Below are 15507 nucleotides of genomic sequence, written 5' to 3' on the forward strand. Positions count from 1 at the left end.
AGTAAACAACGATGAACGGCGCACGACACCGCTTTGCCCTTGGGCTAACCTGTTTTTTTCTGATATGCGTGACTGTGGTTTACCCCTTTCTGCTCTATACTCCAAATGCGTTTGTCAGCCGGTGGAGAGAGTGGTATATTGAAACCGCAATGGGAACAATGACACACCAATGGCTGGCCACTTGGTTTATCCCGGGCGATATCATCGAAGAAGTAATGGCGAAGCGTTATTTGCTCAATCAGAAGCAAGAAGGCATCACAAGCGCATGGGGCAATGTGGATGATAAAGATACAAAGGCGTCTACGCCAAAAGAGCAATTTTATCAAACCTTTTCTGAGTTGGATGAAGACAGCTTTGAAGCGTTCCTCCGGGACAATCCGGAGTACATAGCCGACGGATATGACCATATCAACATTGACCTTATTGGCGATGCCACGCAAAAGAATTACAACACCGGCATAGTCACCAAACAAGGGGATACAGTTTTGGCAATCAATGCGGAGCATGGAATCCTGATTGCGGAGATTGTCGGTGAAGACTCGCTCGGTATGGAATATGCCGGTAAGGTTGCGCTTTGCAAAAAGCCGGAAAATGTATTTGTCGGAACATGTGAAGGGCTGTTTTCCTATGGCTCTTATGTTTCGGACATGGTGCGGAACTATGATGCCATTTTGGGCATCAATGCATCTGGTTTTGCGGATTATGAAGGCAATGGAACGGGCGGCTTGCCGTATGGTTTTCTAAAAAGCCAAGGTGAAAAGTTGCAGAGTGCTGTCGGCGATACCTGGAAGATCATCGGCTTTGACGAAGAGGATCATCTGCAGATCGGTGCGTTCACCGATACATCCAATCTGCGCGATGCGGTGGAATTTCATCCGGCGTTGATTATCAACGGAGAGAACCTGGTGGCGGGGACGGGGCTCAATGAGCAGCAGCCGCGTACCGCCATCGGTCAGGCAGAGGATGGAACGGTTATCATGCTGGTGGTGGATGGACGTCAGTTCCATTCTTTCGGTATTTCCATTGAGCGATGCGCTGGAATTATGGAATCCTATCATGCGTATCAGGCCTCCATGTTGGACGGCGGTTCGTCGTCTGTGATGGTGTATCGAGGCCGGGAAATTACCAGTCCGACCACCTTATCGAAAAACCCGGAGGGACGTTATCTGCCGGATGCATTTTTGATTCGGTAAATCTTCAGACAGCAAAATATAACAAAAAGCACGGCAATTTTGCCGTGCTTTTTTGTGCGGTTATAGTTTACGGTGCTGTTGTTTCCATGCCTTGATTTGTGCAAGACGTGCCTTGTATTTACTTTCCGATCCCTGTTCGGTCGGATGGTAGTATTCGCGGCCTTCCAGCGAATCGGGCAGGCATTGCATATTGGTCAGTTTGTCGGCGGTATCGTGCGCGTATTGATAGCCTTTGCCGTAATCCAGCTCCTTCATCAGTCTGGTGGGCGCATTGCGGATAACCAGCGGTACCGGTTCGGAGAGCTGTGTCAAAGCATCCTTTTTTGCGCTTTCGTAGGCGACATACAATGCGTTGGATTTTGGCGCAAGCGACAGATAGACCACCGCGTGCGTTAGATGGACGCTGCATTCCGGCATGCCGATAAAGTGACACGCCTGATAGGCTGCGACTGCAATTTCCAGCGCGCGGGAGTCGGCCATGCCGACATCTTCGCTGGCGAAGCGAATCACGCGCCGCGCAACATAGAGCGGATCTTCACCGGCCTCCAGCATACGCGCCAGCCAGTAGACCGCGGCATCCGGGTCAGAATTGCGCATGGATTTGTGCAGCGCGGAGATCAGGTTATAATGCTCTTCGCCGGTCTTGTCATACAGCAGCGACTTTTTGGAGATGCATTGTTCGAGAGTCTCCCGCGTCACGGTGACAGTCTTTCCGTCCGTATCGCTGTTGAGCACAAGCATTTCAAGCGTAGAAAGTGCGGCGCGCGCGTCGCCATTGGCAAAGTTTGCGATTGCTTCCAGCATGTCTGGCTCGATTTGGATTTTCTGCGCGCCGAAGCCGCGTGGGTCGGTCACCGCGCGGGAGAGCAGGGAGGTCAGGTCGCTTGTTGTCAGCGCTTGCAGCACAAATACTTTGCAACGCGACAAAAGTGCGCCGTTGACTTCAAACGACGGGTTTTCGGTCGTGGCGCCGATCAGGATAATGCTACCCTTTTCAACGAAGGGCAGGAAAGCGTCCTGCTGTGCCTTGTTAAAACGGTGAATTTCGTCCACAAACACGATGGTCCGTTCGCCGAAGCGACGGTTGTCCTCGGCCTGCTGCATGACTTGCCGTATTTCCTTGATGCCGCTGGTGACAGCGGAAAAGTCGATAAACGTTGCCTTGGTGCGGTTTGCGATGATGCGCGCCAGCGTAGTTTTTCCCACGCCGGGCGGTCCCCAGAAGATCATGGAGCTGACGCGGTCGCTTTCGATTAGGCGGCGCAGTACCTTGCCTTCGCCCAGCAGGTGAGATTGCCCGACAAACTCGGACAGGTCGCGCGGGCGCAGCCGCGCTGCGAGCGGACGGCTATCATCTCCGCCAAATAGGGTTTGTTGTTCCATGCCGCGCACCTCCTTCGCATGATACCTGTATTATATCACCGAACAAATGTTCTTGCAAGATGACATGAAAAATCCTCTCCGAAAAGGAGAGGATTTTCAAGCTATTGCAGGGGAGCGTCTACGCCATCGAAGTTCAGCAAGACGATATCGGACGGGTCAAGCGGTTCATCAAATTCCCATTGGTCGTGTGCGTAGCCCATACCGTCCGGTAAAGGATTACCGTTGTCTTCCAGTACCGTACCCCAGCCACCGTCGATGCAGTTATTGGTGAGGTACAGCTTTTCGCCATCTTTGGTTATGGCGTAAGTAGGGCGATAGCCAAGTGTGGTGCCTTTACTGGAAGAGCGTGCAGATATGCCAATTTCAGAGACACGGATTTCTTCGACCAGCGCGCCGCCGACCTGTACGTTGGGATGGTAGACAACTTCATCGGCTGTCTCCACCGTGATGGTGCACGACCAGATGCCTTCGACGGGGTCGTGCAGCTGATAAGTGCCCTGCAAGTCGCCAAAGGTCAAATAGGGGAGATCTTCCGGGGTGATGTCGAATACTTCGTCATAATACCATTGGTCGTTGTACTGAAAGTATCTCCCGCCACCCAAATACTGTTCTGGATTACGTTCGTCGGTAGCGCGGCTATGTATTGTGCTGCCGGAATGATTGGCTTCTCCCAGAAATGCGACTTGAATATGCAACTTGCCGTCCTCGCCAAAGCCGACCGAGGACAGACGGACGCGGTCGCTGCCTTCCAGTTCACAGGGGGTCTGTTCAGGAATTAACGGAATGTGCTCTGCAAAGAGCGGCACGCCCATGTCCGGAGTCATGTTTTTCAGCCCAGTGACGGACAGCATCTCGCGTGGGAAATCGACCGTCTCTTCTGCGCGTTCGGCAGGCTGGAAGCTGCTGAAAGACACGTTGACCTTGGTACCATCCGCGATCGAACGGCCAATCTCGTAGATTTCGATGAGTGCTGTGCGGCTATTTTCGTCATAGTATATTACTCGCTCGCCGCCTTTCCAGCCGTTGATGACCGGCACGTCTTTATCCTGCTCATGGTCGATCCAGCCGTTGATTAGCATATCCTCGCTGAGTCGGTCACCGGTTTTGTCCTGTACCTCCACCCACACGCGCACTAGATTGCTGCTTGCCAGCGCTGCTACCGGCCGCACTTCAATGCCGTTGTCCTCAACAGCAATGCCGGTAATAGGCTGGGTTTGCTCAGAAAAACTGCCGAGCGCATTTTGCAGTGCGGCGCGGATAGCCGGGATTGCAGCGGCGAATGCAGAAAAGGTCAGCAGCGCAGCAAGTACCGCCGCCAGAACGATTCTTCCGGTTGTCCAGCGCAGCTTAGTACGGCGGGGATGAAGTTGTTGGAGAATTTCCGCGCGCCGTTCGGGCGAAAGCGTAATATTTTGCATCGTCATATCCAAATCCCTCCTCATATTGCGTTTATTCATCGTAGTACCATCCTTTCAAGGCTTCGCGCAGCATTTTGCGGGCGCGGGACAGGCGAGCGGTGACAGTCGAGACATCCACATGTAAAACGTCTGCGATTTCGCGCGCTTTGAGTTCTTGATAATAGTACAAGATGATCACTTCACGGTAAGGACGGGACAGCGCAAGAATCGCGCGCGGCAGCGTGTCATCTACCTGCGGATCATCTGTAGGTGCAAGCAGCGTATCCAACTCTTCGGCAGGGGCACGGCGGCGTTTCCAAGGAGAACGAAGATAACTTTTGCATACGTTGATTGCAATACGGGTGATCCAAGTGGTTTCACTGCCTTCGCCATGGAACGTATCCGCTTTACGCCATGCTCGCAGCAGCGTTTCCTGTACTGCGTCTTCGGCCAGATGCACGTCTTTCAGATAAAGCGTGCACAGACGCAGCAGGCGGTCGCCCCAATCATCGAGCAGGCGTGCAAAGCCGTCCTCGTCCTGCAGATACGAGAGTGTTTTGGTTTCGTTCGGTTCCACAGCGGCTTCACATCCTTTCCAATCATTTGACGCATGGGGAAGGGAAATTACTGCAAAAAATTGAGGCTTTTTGAAAAGCCTCAATTGAGATGCAGCCTATCACTCATAATCAACCGGCTCACCGGTCAGCACATCGTAATAATACCAACGCTCGCTATCATCATTTACGAAAAAGTAGAGGCCGAGTGGGTTTTCGGTTCGGTCGCCCGTGATGCGTCCGATATATCTGCCGCCCTCGGCTTCGCCAATCGGTGTGATCTGTGCGACCGAGACTGGATGCATGACAAGCAGATACAGCGGCAGTACTATGAGGAACGGTACATAGAATACCATCAACAGAATGAAGGTGCTTCGTGCCCGACTGCTTACAGGATGCGGCTGTATTGGTCGGCGGAAGGGCAGAATTTGATACAGCCAGAAGGTAATGCCAATCAGTGCCAGCAGGCACAGCCACCAGATGTCGGGTTGGTACCACATGTACCAGCCACCGTACTCCAGCAGCAGATAGGCCGATGCGGTGCACAGCAACAGCAGCAGTACACCCTGCCAGCGCGGTGTGCGGTCGGGGCGTTCGCGCTCAATATACTCAACAGCCACCAAGGGAATCAGCAGCATCGCTGCGCCCCAGATCCACAGATAGACTACATTGATACCAAGGGCGTCGTCATATGCGAAGTTAACCCAAGTGGCAAGACTGCTTGCCGCCAGCCATGCGGCAACAGCCAGCACAGCCAGAACAGGGGTGGAAAGCTGCTTTTTCATCTCTATCCAACCTTTCGGAAAGGCAAACGGGCAAAGCCTTGCGGCTTTGCCCGTTTTATCATTCTGCGCCGCAAGGCGCTATTCATGAAAAGAGAAACTTACGCTTCTGCCTTGATCTTCTTGAGCTTAGCAAAGCGCGGCAGGCCGTTCACCTTCGGGCCTACGTTCTCGCCGGCGATCAGCGGCATAGCATACTCGACAAACTTCTCGGTTACGCCGTTGCCTTCCTCGTTGATCCAGTCGCGCGGAACCTTCTTCTCGGTGTTGGCAACTTCGGACAGCGGGAGCAGTTCAATCTCGCACTTGTAGCCGTTCGCGTCACGAGTGCACTTGAAGCCCGGCATGTAGTCGGTCTTGCCGGCAACAGCATTCTCAACAGCAGCCTTACCGGACATGTAGGACTCGTCTACGTCGGTCTTGGAAGCGCAGTGTGCAGCGCAGCGCTGGAGCAGAGAAAGCTCGATGCCGCGAACCTTGCAGCCCAGCTCGTTCTTAACGGTGTCAGCCAGCATAGCAGCCAGACCGCCCAGCTGTGCATGGCCGAAGCCGTCGGTTGCAGAGGTCTTAGCCTCGGATACGAAGGAGCCGTCTGCATAGTGGATGCCTTCAGAAACAGCAACCAGGCAGTTGCCCTGTTCTGCATAGATGCGCTTTACGTCTGCGAGGAACTTCTGCATGTCGAAGTCGGTCTCGGGGAGGTAAATCAGATCCGGACCTGCGCCCATCGCGGTTGCCAGACCAGCAGCACCAGCCAGCCAGCCGGCATGACGGCCCATGATTTCAACAACGCAAACCATGCCGGTGTCGTAAACGCGCGCATCCTGATAGATTTCCATGCAGGAGGTGGCGATATACTTGGCAGCGGAAGCGTAGCCCGGGCAGTGGTCGGTGCCGAACAGGTCGTTGTCGATGGTCTTCGGAATACCCATGACGCGGCACTCGTAGCCGGACTTCATCATATACTTGGAAACCTTGTTGCAGGTATCCATGGAGTCGTTGCCGCCGTTATAGAAGAAATAACGGATGTCGTACTTCTTGAAGATTTCAAGGATACGCTTGTAATCGGTGTCGTCCACATCCGGATCAGCCAGCTTATAACGGCAGGAGCCGAGGGCAGAGGACGGGGTGTAGCGCAGCAGCGCGAGCTCGTCGCGATCTTCCTTGTCGATGTCGTACAGCTCGTCGTTCAGCAGGCCCTTGATACCGTGTGCCATGCCGAATACACGGGTGATGGACGGGTTGTCCAGCGCGGTCTCCAACGCGCCGAGAACAGAAGCGTTGATGACCGAAGTCGGGCCGCCCGACTGGCCGATGACGCAAGCGCCTTTCAGTTCACTCATAATGATAAACCTCCTAACAATTTAAAACACAGGGTTTGTCCACTGCATTTTCTTGCAATATAAGGGTATCATAAAACCATTTCAAAATCAATGCAAAACAAAATTTTTTGCATACAGCCGCACATTTTAGGCAGAAAAGCAAAAAATGGGCGCAATTTTTCTGATGCACTTGATTTTATGCGAACATACTGATAAAATAAAGGAAGAATTCAGCTTAGGCTAATTTGTTTGTAGGAAAGGAAGTTTACTATGCCATTAGTTACTACTACCGAGATGTTTAAGAAGGCCTATGCAGGCGGCTATGCTGTCGGCGCCTTCAACGTAAACAACATGGAAATCGTACAGGGCATCACCGAGGCTTGCCAGGAGCAGAAGGCTCCGGTTGTGCTGCAGGTTTCCAAGGGTGCGCGCGCTTACGCTAACCACACCTATCTGGTGAAAATGGTGGAAGCTGCGGTGCAGGAGTGCCCGGACGTTCCGATCGCGCTGCATCTGGACCACGGCCCGGACTTTGAGACCTGCAAGTCCTGCATCGACGGCGGTTTTACTTCGGTTATGATCGACGCTTCCAGCAAGCCGTTTGATGAGAACGTCGAGATCACCAAGAAGGTTGTTGAGTACGCACATGCGCACGGCGTTGTTGTTGAGGCAGAGCTGGGCACGCTGGCAGGCGTTGAGGACGACGTAAAGGTTTCCGCTGAGGATTCCTCCTACACCCGTCCGGAAGAAGTAGAAGAGTTCGTTTCGCGCACCGGCTGTGACTCGCTGGCAATTGCCATCGGTACCTCCCACGGCGCTTACAAGTTCACTCCCGAGCAGTGCACCCGCAACGAGCAGGGCATTCTGGTTCCGCCTCCGCTGCGTTTCGACGTGCTGGAGGAAGTCTCCAAGCGTCTGCCGGGCTTCCCGATCGTTCTGCACGGTTCTTCTTCTGTTCCGCAGAAGTTTGTTGACATCATCAACGCGCACGGCGGCAAGATGCCCGATGCAATCGGCATTCCGGAGGAAGAGCTGCGTCAGGCTGCTAAGCTGTCCGTCTGCAAGATCAACATTGACTCGGATATCCGTCTGGCTATCACCGCTACCATCCGTGAGTACTTCGACGAGCATCCGGATCACTTCGATCCCCGTCAGTACCTCAAGCCCGCTCGTCAGGCTGTTAAGGACATGGTTGCTCACAAGCTGGTCCATGTGCTCGGCTGCAACGGCAAGGCATAAGAAGTTTCTGCGTTGGAAACAGTGCGAACCGCATCCTTTTGGATGCGGTTCGTTTTTTTTATCGGAATGGACTGCATAAGAACGGTTTGTAAGTCGGTTTTCGTACTTTACATTATGAAAGCGCTGTGCTATAATGTGAATAAACGAAAACGTAATATGCATGTAGGAGGGATACGTCTTGAATCGAAAGCTGAAAGATGAGGATATGGACATCTTGTTTCGAGGGATCCTGAAGCTCAAGACAGTGGAAGATTGTTATGACTTTTTTGAGGATTTGTGTACAATCGCTGAGCTTCGTGCAATGGTGCAGCGCTTTCAGGTTGCTCGCATGTTGGACGAGGGCCGCATTTACAGCGACATTGTGCAGGAGACCGGTGCATCGACGGCCACAATCAGCCGTGTCAATAAGTGCTTGGTATATGGGTCCGATGGATATCGTAAAATGCTGGACCGTTTGAAGGAAGACGATGAATAGTTATCAAACTCTGTCGGCATACTATGACCGCTTTACAGATGATGTGGGCTATGAGCAGTGGGCGGAGTTTTTTGTTGCGCTGTTTGCGCGTGAAGGTGTAGAACCCAAGCTCGTTCTCGATCTGGCCTGTGGTACAGGCAGTCTGACGCGATTGCTGGCGCAGCGCGGATACGACATGATCGGTGTGGATGCTTCCCCTGAAATGCTGATGCAGGCGATGCAGAACACCTTTGATTGCGAACCGCGCCCGCTGTTCCTCAATCAGCGCATGGAGCAGCTTGATTTATACGGTACGGTGGATGTGTGCCTGTGCTGTCTGGACAGCGTTAATTATGTGACGGAACCGGCGGTGCTGCAAAAGGCGTTCGACCGGGTACACTTATTTCTGGAGCCCAAAACGGGTTTATTCGTGTTCGATATCAACACGCCAGAAAAGTTTGCGCGCATTGATGGTAACAGCTATGTGCGCGAGGATGAGGACGTGTTTTGCGTCTGGCAGGCCGCAGTAGAGGACGGTCTGTGTGCCTATCAGTTCGATATTTTCGAACGGGACGGTGATGCATGGACACGCGCGCAGGAGACGCATGAGGAGCGTATTTACACCATTCCGGAACTGATCGCCATGCTGGAAAAGGCAGGCTTTTCCGAAATCAAAACCTATGGAGACCAATCGTTCTCGCCGGTACAGGGTGGGGAAGATAGGGTTTATATTACCGCACGAAAGAGAGATTAAACAAATATGAGCGATACGTTACTTCGCGCAATCGCCCGAGATGCGGGCATTCAGATTTCCGCCGCCGTGACGACCGGATTGGTCGAGCGTGCGCGGGAGATTCACGATACTACGCCGGTGGCGACCGCGGCGCTTGGTCGTACCCTGACTGCGACGGCGATTATGGGCAGCCAGCTCAAGACCGATGATGGGTCGGTTACCGTACAGGTTAAGGGAAACGGCCCGCTGGGGACGATTGTTTGCGTCGGCGATGCAGACGGCTGGGTACGCGGTTATCTGCAGAATGCGGGCTGTGAGCTGCCGCTGCGCGCGGATGGCAAGCTGGACGTGGGCGGCGGTGTAGGCCGTGGCTATCTGATGGTGATAAAGGACATTGGGCTGAAAGACCCGATTACCGGTACGGTTGCATTGGTCAATGGTGAAATTGCCGAGGATTTGACACGCTATTTTGCGGAGAGCGAGCAGATTCCGTCTGCGTGTGCGCTGGGGGTGCTGGTGGATACCGACCGTTCGGTCAAGTGCGCGGGCGGCTGGCTGGTGCAGCTGATGCCGGGTGTCAAGGATGCGGATATTGACCGTCTGGAAGCGAATCTGGCAAAAATTGAGCCGATGACCACAATGCTGGACAAGGGGATGACGCTCGAGCAAATCGTGCAGACCGTGCTGGACGGCTTCGCGGTAGACTTTTTACAGACCGATCCGATTGGCTACCGTTGTGCGTGCAGTCGGGAAAAGGTGGAGCGCGCTCTGCTCAGCATGGGAAAAGACGAATTATCCAAAATGGCGGAAGAACAGGAAAAAAGTGAGGTAACTTGCCAGTTTTGCGATAAAGTCTATGTTTTTTCGCGGGAAGAGTTGCGACAGCTTTTGGCCCATGCAGAAAAATAAAAAAATCGTCAAAAAAGTGTTGACATTTCGCTAATGTTTCGATATAATAAATCTCGCCGCTGATGATTACGGCGGCGGCGATTCGGCCCGGTAGCTCAGTTGGTTAGAGCGCCAGCCTGTCACGCTGGAGGCCGTGGGTTCAAGTCCCATCCGGGTCGCCATTTCTTCAGTCTTAATCGATTGAAGAAAACTTGCCTCTGTAGCTCAGTCGGTAGAGCAGGGGACTGAAAATCCCCGTGTCGGTGGTTCGATTCCGCCCGGAGGCACCATAAATATGCGGCTGTAGCTCATCTGGTAGAGCGCCACCTTGCCAAGGTGGAGGTAGCGAGTTCGAGCCTCGTCAGCCGCTCCACATCTGGTACCATAGCCAAGCGGTAAGGCGTGGGACTGCAACTCCCTGATCCCCAGTTCGATTCTGGGTGGTACCTCCAAAAAAAGAGACGCCAATGTGGCGTCTCTTTTTTTGCTTTCTGAAAAATAATAAGAAAATCTTAAGAATTTCATGAGGAAAATCAACAGAAACCTTTGTTATCATAGAACCATAGAGGAGGGGGACACCATGGAGAAGCTTACGGTACTAGTGGTGGACGATGATAAGGAGATTGTGGACAGCATTGCGATTTTTTTGCAGGCAGACGGCTACGCGGTTGAGAAAGCCTATAACGGCCTGGAAGCGCTGGACATTATTATGACGCGTATGGTTCATCTGCTGCTGCTGGACATCATGATGCCCGAACTGGACGGTATCAAGACACTGCTCAAGGTGCGGGAGAGCAAGAACATTCCGATTATCCTGATTTCGGCCAAGAGTGAGGATGCGGATAAAATTCTCGGTTTGACGGCGGGCGCGGATGATTACATCACGAAGCCTTTTAACCCATCTGAGTTGGTGGCGCGGGTCAAGAGCCAGCTGCGGCGCTATACGCAGCTTGGTGCAATGCAGGTGACGGAAAAGCAGATTGCTATTCGAGGGCTGGTGCTCGATACCGAGAGTAAAACGGTAACAGTAGATGGTGAAGCGGTGCGCCTGACGCCGCTTGAATACAAAATCCTCGAACTGCTGTGTCGCCATCCGGGTAAGGTATTCTCTACCGAGGAGATTTATCGGCAGGTATGGAATGATGAAGTTGTGTCGGACAATGCGATTGCGGTGCATGTGCGGCACATTCGTGAAAAGATTGAAATCAACCCGAAGGAGCCGCGGTACCTCAAGGTCGTGTGGGGCGTGGGATACAAGATAGAGAGGAGTGAGGGAACATGAAAAAGGTGATGCGTTCGCCTATTCTGAAGGGCATTGCGTTTGTGGTGTGCCTGGTCTGTGTGGCGGTGGCCGGATTGACGGCTGGCAGTGCGGCACAGTGGTTTTATGAACAGAGTGAAGAGTATGGAGGCAGCGTTTATCTGCTGGAGTCCAGCTTTGAAAGCTCGGGGATGTTAAGTCGAGGTTTCAATTCTGCATTGACGATTTTGGATAATTCGCTTCGCAATGGTCGGGATCAGAATGAAACTGCGCAATTGCTGAAAGATAATTTCTATGGTGACTATTATGCCAGATTGGGTGGTACGGTCTTAAAAAATGTCGATTTGACTGAGACGAGGACAGAGAGTTCTCCTTATTATCTGATAATCAAACCGGGAGAATGGTATGGCAATGTTGAAGTATGGGACTATACGTATGTACTTCTGGGCTGGACAGACAAGTATGACGATTACTGGGATGAGCAGACAGTGGCAGAAAAAGCAGCGGATAGGACCCAGTTGCAGGCGGGAGACTGCATCCTCCTGCGTATGACGGAAGAGCAGGCTGCTGCATTGCGTACGCGATGGGAACAGGGACGCGACGTATTCAGCGGTGCAGTTGCCAAATGCATCGCGGTGTTCTTTGTGGCGCTGGTTGCATTAATTTATCTGCTGTTTGTTACCGGTCGTCGTGCAGAGGATGAGCAAGTACATCTGGTGTTGCTCGACCGAATGTTTGTTGAACTAAATTTGCTGCTAATCGGTGGCACAGCGATTGGCACAGCGGCGTTGGTGTTCGTTGGTTTGGATATGGTGTTTAGTAGCAGCAACAGCGGTGCAATGACGGTAATGACCAAGCTGCTGACTGCGCTGCTTGTCTGCGCGTTCGCGCTGGTAATAGAATTGATTCTCTCGCTCGTGCGTAATATGAAAAATCGTACGTTTGTTGAGCGCTCCTTTGTCCTGCGGGCGATTCGCTGGTGCTGGCGCACGGTGAAACGAATTTTCCGCTGGGCGATCAACTTGTGCAGAAATGTCTGGCATGGCGTGGGACGTGGCAAGGATGGTCTGTGGCACAAGGCATTTCAGAATTATAAAACGCGCAAGTTGTTGATGTTGTTCTTGGTTTATTCCATTGTGTTGGCTTTTTTGGCGTGGCTGTTTGGCATTTCACCGATCTTCAGCCTATGTTTTTTACTGGGTATTGTGTGGGTTTATGCAGCAATCTGGTTTCTCATCAAGCGTATCGACGGCTTTGAGCGCGTGGTCGAGGCTCTGCGGCGGTTGCGTGGCGGCGATCTGAGTTATAAGCTGACCGATATGCCTGAGGGTGTATTTGCCTCGATGGCAGATGACATCAACTCGCTGGGCGATGGCATGCAGCTTGCCTTGCAAAACGAGGTGCGTGCGGAGCGTATGAAGAGCGAACTGATTACCAACGTCAGTCATGATTTGAAAACTCCGCTGACCTCGATTCTCAATTATTCCGACCTGCTCTGTCAGGAGCATTTGACACCGGAGGAGGCAAACGACTACGCCAAGATCATCCACCAGAAGGGCATGCGTCTGAAAAACCTGACGAGTGATCTGTTTGACATTTCCAAGGTGCAGTCGGGCGCGGAGCAGATTTTCTGTGAACGGCTGGATGCATGTACGCTGGTGCGGCAAGCACTGGGCGAACAAGATCAGTCGATCGATGACGGCAAGCTGGCGCTCAAGGTCGATATGCCGGAGCATGAGGTGCCGATCTGGGCAGACGGCAATAAGATGTCCCGTGTGATGGAAAATCTGATTGGAAATTGCATTAAATATGCAATGCCGGGCACGCGCGTGTTTGTGTCGGTTACGGAGCAAGAGAATAATGCGGTAATTGAATTGAAAAACATTGCCAATTACGCGATGGATTTTGATGCGAGCGAGATCACCGAGCGATTTGTCCGCGGCGATGCAGCGCGTTCGACTGAGGGCAGCGGACTCGGCCTTGCGATCGCCAAAAGCTATGTTGAAGCCTGCGGCGGTACGTTCGCGGTTTTGGTTGACGGAGATTTGTTCAAAGTCCAAATAACTTTTGCGATTCAGCAGTAATAACAATAAGGATAGGGTATCAGCCGACCTGGCACTTTGCCGGGTCGGCTTTTTATGTGCAGGTATGCGCATAAATTATTTGCGCAGAGGGTTGACATAATGTTCATATTGTATATAATGAGTATATACGATATGGAAGGGGAGGATGCAATGGACATCATCCTGTCGAACGTGGATGGTACACCGATTTATGAGCAAATTGCACGGCAAATCAAGGCTAAAATTGTCGGTGGTGAGCTGCAGCCGGGCGAAGCGCTGCCGTCTATGCGCTTACTGGCGAAGGATCTGCGCATCAGTGTGATTACAACCAAGCGTGCGTATGAGGAGTTGGAACGGGAAGGATTTATCATCAGCCAGACCGGTCGCGGCAGTTTCGTGGCCCCGGTGGGGGTGGAGTTGCTGCGCGAGGAACAGCTCCGTCGGGTAGAGACACATCTGGAAGAAGCGGCAAAGGCGGCGCATCTGGGCAATTTGGAAAAGGATGAATTTCTTGAGATTGCAGCCGCGGTATTTGAGGAGGGGATATGATGGAAAACGCATTGGAGATTACGGGTCTGTGTAAGCAATATAAAGGATTTGCGCTCAAAGATGTCTCGTTTACGCTGCCGAGCGGATGTGTAATGGGGTTCATTGGGGAAAATGGTGCGGGTAAGACCACAACTATTAAAGCAATTTTGAATCTGATTCACCGCGATGCAGGCAGTATCTGCTTGTTGGGGCAGGACAATATTGCGGACGAACGCGCGGTCAAGGAACGAATCGGCGTGGTGCTCGAAGATGGCTGTTTTCTCAACACGATGAATGCCCGTCAGGTGGATGTGCTGATGGGAAAGGCATATCGAAATTGGCATTCCGAGCAGTTTTTCGATTTTTTGAAACGATTTGGCATCGACACAGGCAAAAAAATCAAGGACTATTCTAAAGGCATGCGTATGAAGGTCAATATTGCCGCGGCGATGTCACATGATGCGGAGCTACTCCTCATGGACGAACCGACCAGCGGTCTTGACCCTGTCGTACGCGATGAGGTACTCGACCTGTTTTACGACTTCATGCAGGATGAAGGACACTCGATTCTACTGTCCAGTCATATTACAAGCGATCTGGATAAAATTGCGGATTATATCACGTTCATTCATCAGGGACGTATTGTTTTGTCCGAGCCGCGCGATGTGCTATTGGATACCTATGGTGTGCTGCACTGCACGGCAGAGCAACTTGCCGCACTCGACCCGTCTGCAGTGCGCGGCAAGCGCGTGGGTGCGTTCGGCTGCGAGGCATTGGTGCGCCGCGATGGCGTGCCGGCTAACTGGACGGTCGATCCGGTCAATATTGAGCAAATGATGCTGTTTCTGACGAGAGGGGAGAATGCGAAATGAAAGCGATGCTGTATGCGGACTGGATGAATTTCCGCCAGTCAATCCGGTCAATGCTGTTTATTCTGGCGGTGTTTGCGTTCGCCGCTTTTGCATGGAGCCGCCCGATGTTTTTCATTATGATCGTCGTTATGCTTAGTATCTTGTTGCCAGCGACGCTGTGCGCCTCGGATCAGGCTTATGGATGGGATAAGCTCAGCCTGTCGCTGCCGATTTTACGGCACGAAGTGGTCAGAAGCAAGTATCTGATGGGGTTGTTGGTCAATCTGACACTGCTTGCGCTGGCCGCAGCAATGACGGTGGTCTATTCGCTGGTTGATCCATCAATATCAATGATGGAAAATATGCTCAGTCTGTTTGGAGGCGAGCTGCTCTCGTTGCTGCTGATGGGGCCGATGTTCGCGGTGACGTTTAAATTCGGCGTAGAGAAGTCGCGGTATATCCTGATCGCGGTGGTTTGGATACCAATTCTGGCGATGGCGGGAATTGTCAAGTTCGGCATTATACCCGGCATAGTGGATGCGATCAAACAGGGATTTAACCGGCTGGAAACCGCACCAATTGTCCTACCAACGATAGCGGCACTGCTCGTCTGCTTTGTGGTGTATGCGATAAGCTATGCTGTCAGCGTGCATACCTATCAAAAAAAGGAGCTGTGAGCATGAAATTTTGCGAATACTGTGGCAAATCTTTTGACGATGACCGAGAAACCTGCCCCAACTGCGGTGCGAAGCTGCGTTTTTTGCAGCACGGCGAGACTGAGGACGACGCGCTGACCGTGGAGGAAATGCTGCTGCTCGGCTTATTGTAAAATTGTTTTTGATGCATAAAAACGCGCGGT

General features: G+C 52.4%; 16 protein-coding genes and 4 tRNA genes. 15 read left to right on the top strand and 5 right to left on the bottom strand.

Features of this window, described 5'->3' with window-relative positions:
• Positions 1 to 11: 11 nt before the first annotated feature.
• On the top strand, positions 12 to 1193 hold the full coding sequence (locus tag ACESSO_RS12210; RefSeq protein WP_373165674.1) for a phosphodiester glycosidase family protein: 1182 nt from the start codon (positions 12 to 14) through the stop codon (positions 1191 to 1193).
• Between the two features lie 60 nt (positions 1194 to 1253).
• Here ACESSO_RS12210 and ACESSO_RS12215 read toward each other — a convergent pair whose 3' ends face one another.
• The 5 genes from ACESSO_RS12215 to ACESSO_RS12235 form a co-directional block, all read right to left on the bottom strand.
• On the bottom strand, positions 1254 to 2576 hold the full coding sequence (locus ACESSO_RS12215) for a replication-associated recombination protein A (protein ID WP_373165675.1): 1323 nt from the start codon (positions 2574 to 2576) through the stop codon (positions 1254 to 1256).
• 101 nt (positions 2577 to 2677) lie between these two features.
• Complete coding sequence (locus tag ACESSO_RS12220; protein ID WP_373165677.1) at positions 2678 to 4000, bottom strand: hypothetical protein; 1323 nt, start codon at positions 3998 to 4000, stop codon at positions 2678 to 2680.
• A gap of 25 nt (positions 4001 to 4025) precedes the next feature.
• On the bottom strand, positions 4026 to 4550 hold the full coding sequence (locus ACESSO_RS12225) for a sigma-70 family RNA polymerase sigma factor (protein WP_346704042.1): 525 nt from the start codon (positions 4548 to 4550) through the stop codon (positions 4026 to 4028).
• A gap of 99 nt (positions 4551 to 4649) precedes the next feature.
• Positions 4650 to 5312: a hypothetical protein gene (locus tag ACESSO_RS12230; protein WP_373165678.1), complete on the bottom strand. Its 663-nt coding sequence runs from the start codon at positions 5310 to 5312 to the stop codon at positions 4650 to 4652.
• 98 nt (positions 5313 to 5410) lie between these two features.
• Positions 5411 to 6652: a 6-phosphofructokinase gene (locus ACESSO_RS12235; protein WP_373165679.1), complete on the bottom strand. Its 1242-nt coding sequence runs from the start codon at positions 6650 to 6652 to the stop codon at positions 5411 to 5413.
• Between the two features lie 249 nt (positions 6653 to 6901).
• Here ACESSO_RS12235 and fba point away from each other — a divergent pair, with 249 nt between their 5' ends.
• From fba to ACESSO_RS12305, 14 genes are all read left to right on the top strand, one after another.
• On the top strand, positions 6902 to 7870 hold the full coding sequence (gene fba / locus ACESSO_RS12240) for a class II fructose-1,6-bisphosphate aldolase (protein WP_373165680.1): 969 nt from the start codon (positions 6902 to 6904) through the stop codon (positions 7868 to 7870).
• 178 nt (positions 7871 to 8048) lie between these two features.
• Positions 8049 to 8345, top strand: coding sequence for a YerC/YecD family TrpR-related protein (locus ACESSO_RS12245; RefSeq protein WP_297283087.1), 297 nt, complete (start codon positions 8049 to 8051; stop codon positions 8343 to 8345).
• Positions 8338 to 9078 (top strand): class I SAM-dependent methyltransferase, encoded by a 741-nt coding sequence (locus ACESSO_RS12250; protein WP_373165681.1) that lies wholly within the window; start codon positions 8338 to 8340, stop codon positions 9076 to 9078. The genes ACESSO_RS12245 and ACESSO_RS12250 overlap by 8 nt, the downstream gene beginning before the upstream one ends.
• A 6-nt stretch (positions 9079 to 9084) precedes the next feature.
• Positions 9085 to 9966, top strand: coding sequence for an Hsp33 family molecular chaperone HslO (gene hslO, locus ACESSO_RS12255; RefSeq protein ID WP_373165682.1), 882 nt, complete (start codon positions 9085 to 9087; stop codon positions 9964 to 9966).
• An 84-nt stretch (positions 9967 to 10050) separates the two neighbouring features.
• Positions 10051 to 10127 (top strand) — tRNA-Asp (locus tag ACESSO_RS12260).
• Positions 10128 to 10159: 32 nt separating this feature from the next.
• Positions 10160 to 10235, top strand: a tRNA-Phe gene (locus tag ACESSO_RS12265).
• A 7-nt stretch (positions 10236 to 10242) separates the two neighbouring features.
• Positions 10243 to 10318, top strand: a tRNA-Gly gene (locus tag ACESSO_RS12270).
• Between the two features lie 5 nt (positions 10319 to 10323).
• A tRNA-Cys gene (locus ACESSO_RS12275) sits at positions 10324 to 10397 on the top strand.
• Between the two features lie 128 nt (positions 10398 to 10525).
• Positions 10526 to 11227 (top strand): response regulator transcription factor, encoded by a 702-nt coding sequence (locus ACESSO_RS12280; RefSeq protein WP_373165683.1) that lies wholly within the window; start codon positions 10526 to 10528, stop codon positions 11225 to 11227.
• Entirely contained in the window at positions 11224 to 13290 is a 2067-nt protein-coding gene (locus tag ACESSO_RS12285; RefSeq protein WP_373165685.1) for a sensor histidine kinase, read from the top strand. The genes ACESSO_RS12280 and ACESSO_RS12285 overlap by 4 nt, the downstream gene beginning before the upstream one ends.
• Positions 13291 to 13440: 150 nt before the next feature.
• Entirely contained in the window at positions 13441 to 13818 is a 378-nt protein-coding gene (locus ACESSO_RS12290) for a GntR family transcriptional regulator (RefSeq protein WP_373165794.1), read from the top strand.
• Entirely contained in the window at positions 13818 to 14669 is an 852-nt protein-coding gene (locus ACESSO_RS12295) for an ABC transporter ATP-binding protein (protein WP_373165686.1), read from the top strand. Before ACESSO_RS12290 ends, ACESSO_RS12295 begins: the two co-directional genes overlap by 1 nt.
• The gene (locus ACESSO_RS12300) at positions 14666 to 15325 is read left to right on the top strand and encodes an ABC-2 transporter permease (protein WP_373165687.1); all 660 of its coding nucleotides are present in this window, start codon (positions 14666 to 14668) and stop codon (positions 15323 to 15325) included. The genes ACESSO_RS12295 and ACESSO_RS12300 overlap by 4 nt, the downstream gene beginning before the upstream one ends.
• Positions 15326 to 15327: 2 nt before the next feature.
• On the top strand, positions 15328 to 15477 hold the full coding sequence (locus ACESSO_RS12305; RefSeq protein ID WP_373165688.1) for a zinc ribbon domain-containing protein: 150 nt from the start codon (positions 15328 to 15330) through the stop codon (positions 15475 to 15477).
• Positions 15478 to 15507 lie beyond the last annotated feature (30 nt).

It is taken from the genome of Agathobaculum sp. Marseille-P7918 (assembly GCF_964248325.1).
Classification (GTDB): Bacteria; Bacillota; Clostridia; order Oscillospirales; family Butyricicoccaceae; genus Agathobaculum.

What these genes read in the sequence shown, in the direction of transcription:
- ACESSO_RS12210 (WP_373165674.1), top strand. Translation starts at nt 12, where the DNA reads ATGAACGGCGCACGACACCGCTTTGCCCTTGGGCTAACCTGTTTTTTT.
- ACESSO_RS12215 (WP_373165675.1), bottom strand. Translation starts at nt 2,576, where the DNA reads ATGGAACAACAAACCCTATTTGGCGGAGATGATAGCCGTCCGCTCGCA.
- ACESSO_RS12220 (WP_373165677.1), bottom strand. Translation starts at nt 4,000, where the DNA reads ATGACGATGCAAAATATTACGCTTTCGCCCGAACGGCGCGCGGAAATT.
- ACESSO_RS12230 (WP_373165678.1), bottom strand. Translation starts at nt 5,312, where the DNA reads ATGAAAAAGCAGCTTTCCACCCCTGTTCTGGCTGTGCTGGCTGTTGCC.
- ACESSO_RS12235 (WP_373165679.1), bottom strand. Translation starts at nt 6,652, where the DNA reads ATGAGTGAACTGAAAGGCGCTTGCGTCATCGGCCAGTCGGGCGGCCCG.
- fba (WP_373165680.1), top strand. Translation starts at nt 6,902, where the DNA reads ATGCCATTAGTTACTACTACCGAGATGTTTAAGAAGGCCTATGCAGGC.
- ACESSO_RS12250 (WP_373165681.1), top strand. Translation starts at nt 8,338, where the DNA reads ATGAATAGTTATCAAACTCTGTCGGCATACTATGACCGCTTTACAGAT.
- hslO (WP_373165682.1), top strand. Translation starts at nt 9,085, where the DNA reads ATGAGCGATACGTTACTTCGCGCAATCGCCCGAGATGCGGGCATTCAG.
- ACESSO_RS12280 (WP_373165683.1), top strand. Translation starts at nt 10,526, where the DNA reads ATGGAGAAGCTTACGGTACTAGTGGTGGACGATGATAAGGAGATTGTG.
- ACESSO_RS12285 (WP_373165685.1), top strand. Translation starts at nt 11,224, where the DNA reads ATGAAAAAGGTGATGCGTTCGCCTATTCTGAAGGGCATTGCGTTTGTG.
- ACESSO_RS12290 (WP_373165794.1), top strand. Translation starts at nt 13,441, where the DNA reads ATGGACATCATCCTGTCGAACGTGGATGGTACACCGATTTATGAGCAA.
- ACESSO_RS12295 (WP_373165686.1), top strand. Translation starts at nt 13,818, where the DNA reads ATGGAAAACGCATTGGAGATTACGGGTCTGTGTAAGCAATATAAAGGA.
- ACESSO_RS12300 (WP_373165687.1), top strand. Translation starts at nt 14,666, where the DNA reads ATGAAAGCGATGCTGTATGCGGACTGGATGAATTTCCGCCAGTCAATC.
- ACESSO_RS12305 (WP_373165688.1), top strand. Translation starts at nt 15,328, where the DNA reads ATGAAATTTTGCGAATACTGTGGCAAATCTTTTGACGATGACCGAGAA.